Source organism: Paraburkholderia sp. Ac-20347 (assembly GCF_017104805.1).
In the GTDB taxonomy this organism is placed as follows: domain Bacteria; phylum Pseudomonadota; class Gammaproteobacteria; order Burkholderiales; family Burkholderiaceae; genus Paraburkholderia; species Paraburkholderia tropica.
Window position 1 is genome coordinate 1 of sequence record NZ_JAAGPN010000456.1, and the last position, 3,691, is coordinate 3,691.

General features: G+C 66.3%; 4 protein-coding genes and 1 pseudogene. 4 read left to right on the top strand and 1 reads right to left on the bottom strand.

The annotated features are described in order from the left end of the window. The 3 genes from ppc to G3N97_RS37405 form a co-directional block, all read left to right on the top strand. Nucleotides 1-1,739: phosphoenolpyruvate carboxylase (ppc, locus tag G3N97_RS37395; protein WP_205997781.1), on the top strand; the 1,739-nt coding region annotated here is incomplete at its 5' end. Between the two features lie 147 nt (nt 1,740-1,886). Beyond that, a complete protein-coding gene (locus G3N97_RS37400) occupies nt 1,887-2,093 on the top strand; it encodes a type II toxin-antitoxin system VapB family antitoxin (RefSeq protein WP_065057354.1) in 207 nt (68 codons plus the stop codon). Continuing rightward, complete coding sequence (locus G3N97_RS37405) at nt 2,090-2,470, top strand: PIN domain-containing protein (RefSeq protein ID WP_205997782.1); 381 nt, start codon at nt 2,090-2,092, stop codon at nt 2,468-2,470. Before G3N97_RS37400 ends, G3N97_RS37405 begins: the two co-directional genes overlap by 4 nt. Nucleotides 2,471-2,506: 36 nt before the next feature. Here G3N97_RS37405 and G3N97_RS37410 read toward each other — a convergent pair whose 3' ends face one another. Next, a complete protein-coding gene (locus G3N97_RS37410; protein ID WP_205997783.1) occupies nt 2,507-3,271 on the bottom strand; it encodes a class I SAM-dependent methyltransferase in 765 nt (254 codons plus the stop codon). A gap of 254 nt (nt 3,272-3,525) precedes the next feature. Here G3N97_RS37410 and G3N97_RS37415 point away from each other — a divergent pair. Further along, nucleotides 3,526-3,691 (top strand): annotated as a pseudogene (locus tag G3N97_RS37415) (transcriptional regulator); the annotation flags it as partial.

A 3,691-nucleotide genomic window follows, 5' to 3' on the forward strand; every position in this document is an offset into this window, starting at 1 on the left:
CCGTGCGCGCGCAGCCGTACGCCGACGCCGCCGAGTTCTCGCGCGACCTGCACATCCTGATGGATTCGCTCGCCGCGCATCACGGCGCTTCGCTCGCCACGCCGCGCCTCGCGCCGCTCGTGCGCGCGGTGGAAGTGTTCGGCTTCCATCTGGCGTCGATCGACCTGCGCCAAAGCTCGGACATCCACGAAGCCGTCATCACCGAACTGCTCGCGCGCGCGCGCGTTCAGGCCGATTACTCCGCGCTCGCCGAAGAAGACAAGCAGATCGTGCTGCTCGCGCAACTCGCCGATCAGCGTCCGCTGCGCTCGCCGTATCTCGACTACTCCGACCTCGTGAAGAGCGAACTCGGCGTGCTGGAAATGGCGCGCGTGACGCGCGAGAAGTTCGGCGCGCGCGCGGTGCGCAACTACATCATCTCGCACACCGAAACGGTGTCGGACCTGCTCGAAGTGATGTTGCTGCAGAAGGAAACCGGTCTGCTCGGCGGCCGCCTCGGCCACGCGGACGAACCCGCGCAGGCCGCGCTGATGGTGATCCCGCTGTTCGAAACGATTCCCGACTTGCGCCACGCGCCGGGCATCATGCGCGACCTGCTCGCGCTGCCGGGCATCGACGGCATCGTCGAGCATTGGGGCAACGAGCAGGAAATCATGCTCGGCTATTCGGACAGCAACAAGGACGGCGGCTTCCTCACGTCGAACTGGGAGCTGTATCGCGCCGAACTCGCGCTGGTCTCGCTGTATCGCGAACGCGGCATCACGCTGCGTCTGTTCCACGGACGCGGAGGCACGGTCGGACGCGGAGGCGGCCCGACCTACAACGCGATCCTGTCGCAGCCGCCGGGCACGGTGGACGGCCAGATTCGCCTGACCGAACAGGGCGAGGTGATCGCCAGCAAGTTCGGCAATCCGGAAATCGGCCGCCGCAATCTCGAGACGGTGATCGCGGCCACGCTCGAAGCCACGCTGCTGCCGACGGACAACACCGCGGGCAATGCGCCGGATCAACTGCCCGCGTTCGAAGAGACGATGCAGCATCTGTCCGATGCGGCGATGGCGGCGTACCGCTCGCTCGTCTACGAGACGCCCGGCTTCACCGACTACTTCTTCGCCTCGACGCCGATCACCGAAATCGCGGAACTGAACATTGGCAGCCGGCCGGCCTCGCGCAAGCTGCAGGATCCGAAGAACCGCAAGATCGACGACCTGCGCGCGATTCCGTGGGGCTTTTCGTGGGGCCAGTGCCGTCTGCTGCTGACGGGATGGTACGGCTTCGGCAGCGCCGTGTCGTCGTATCTCGACGAAGCGGGCAGCGACGCCGAGCGCACGCGCCGCCTCGCGCTGTTCAGGAAGATGTACAAGACCTGGCCGTTCTTCTCGAACCTGCTGTCGAACATGGACATGACGCTCGCGAAGACCGATCTCGCGGTGGCGTCGCGCTACGCGCAACTCGTCGCCGACAAGAAGCTGCGCAAGCATGTGTTCGAGCGCATCGTCGCCGAGTGGGAACGCACGACGAAGGTGCTCGACGAGATCACCGGTTCGAACGGCCGTCTCGCCGACAACCCGCTGCTCGCGCGCTCGATCAAGAACCGCTTCCCGTATCTCGATCCGCTCAATCACTTGCAGGTCGAGCTGATCAAGCGCTATCGCGCCGGCGATCCGAGCCCGCGCGTGCGGCGCGGGATTCATCTGACGATCAACGGGATTGCGGCGGGGTTGCGGAATACGGGTTAAAAGCGCGGGTGGAGCGCACTACGCTTTGACGCGTAAAAAAAGCCTCGCAGGCCTTTGATCTGCGAGGCTTTTTCTTTTGGACGATGCTTGCCGGGATGCAAAATTCTGATGCAAAATCGCATCAGAATCTGAATCACGGAGGGCAGCATGCGCACCACGGTGACCCTGGACGACGCACTTTATGAGAAAGCGCTCGAAATGGCCGATCCCGGCATGGAGAAGGCCGATCTGTTTCGCGAAGCCGTCAAGACGTTCGTGCGGGTTCAAGCGGCCAAGCGGCTGGCCGCATTAGGCGGCAGCGCGCCTGAGATGGCGGACATCGCCCGTCGGCGCGACGACACGCCCGCGTCATGAGCGTGCTCGTCGACACGTCGGTCTGGGTCGATCATTTCAGACGCCGCAACGGAACGCTCGTCGAACTGATGCTGAGCGACGAAGCGCTGGCTCATCCGATGGTGCTCGCCGAACTGGCCTGCGGCACGCCGCCCGCGCCACGCGTGCGCACACTCGGCGACATTGGCCTGCTGCGGTCGGCGAATCCGGTGAGCCTGCAGGAAGTCATGGCGCTGATCGAACGCGAACAACTCTACGGCCTCGGCTGCGGCGTGGTCGACCTGCTCCTGCTCGGCTCCGTGCTGATCACGCCGGGCGCGCGCCTCTGGACGCTCGACAGACGGCTGGCAGGTCTCGCCGAACGCTTCGACGTGGCCTGGCAGCCGCCCATGCATTGAATTGCGCGCAGGCTAACCTGCTGCGCAACCCGCCCCTCAATCCCGCCGCGTCGCCTCGATCATCAACGCGTCGAGCTTGAACGAGCGATCGCTCTGCACATCGAAATACTGGCGTACTTCATCGGGCGCGTTGTCCCACATCGAGCGGATCGCCGTCACGCGCTCCGGCGGCGTGCGCATGCGCGCGACCCACGTGTCGAAGTCGAGCGCGATGCGCCAGCGCTCCGTCACCTTCGCGTCGAAGCCCGCCGCGTCGAGCATGCTCACCCACTCGTTGGCGCGGTAATCGCGGATATGCGACGCATCGCGCAGCAACTCCACCGCCTGAATATGCGTGTCGAAAAGCGGATCGTCGATGCCCGCGATATCGATGAACTTGAGCCGGCCGCCCGGTTTGAGCACGCGATGCACTTCGGCGAGCGCGCGCGGCACGTCGCGCCAGTGGTGCGCGCTCATGCGGCTGATCGCCCAGTTGAAGCTCGCGTCGGCGAACGGCAGCGTCTCGGCGGCGCCCTGCTGCGTGCGGATCGTGCTCAAGCCGCGCTCCTTCGCGGCGGCTTCGACGGTCGCGAGCATCGGCGGCGCGATGTCGTAGGCCACGACTTCACGCACGTGCGACGCGACCGCGAAGCTCGCGTGACCCGCGCCGCAGCCCATGTCGAGCACCCGCGCGTTGCCGCAGGTCGCCGCGAAGGTCGCGGCCAGGTTCTCGAGATCGGCGCCGGTTGCGTGGACCTGGCTGGTGAGATAGGCGGCGGCGGTCGAGCCGAAGGCGTCGGCGACCTGATCGTGATGCTTCATGGCGTGCTCCTGGTGCGGATCCGGCGCGCCGACGCTCTGCGCGCGCACCGGTTTTCCGGTTGTGTGGGGCGCGAGTTCAGCTGCATGAACCACGACATCTGCGGCTGCGGCCTCGCGTCGATCTTTTTTGCTTCTGTCCCCGGGGCGGGTCGGCGCGGCGGCCCGGCGCCGCGTCAGCCGTTACAATAGAGCCCGTTTTGTACCAGTACAAGTTGAGCGATTATTCTGGTATCGCCAGCACCCGCCAGCCATCCATGACCCTCGATAGCCCCACTACCGGCGATTCCGGCGCCGCCAAAACCCTCGACGCCACGCCTGCGCGCGCGCTCGGCGAGTTCATCCGCGCCCATCGCGAGCGGCTGTCGCCGCAGGAAGTCGGTCTGCCGCCCGGCCCGCGCCGGCGCACGCCCGGCCTGCGCC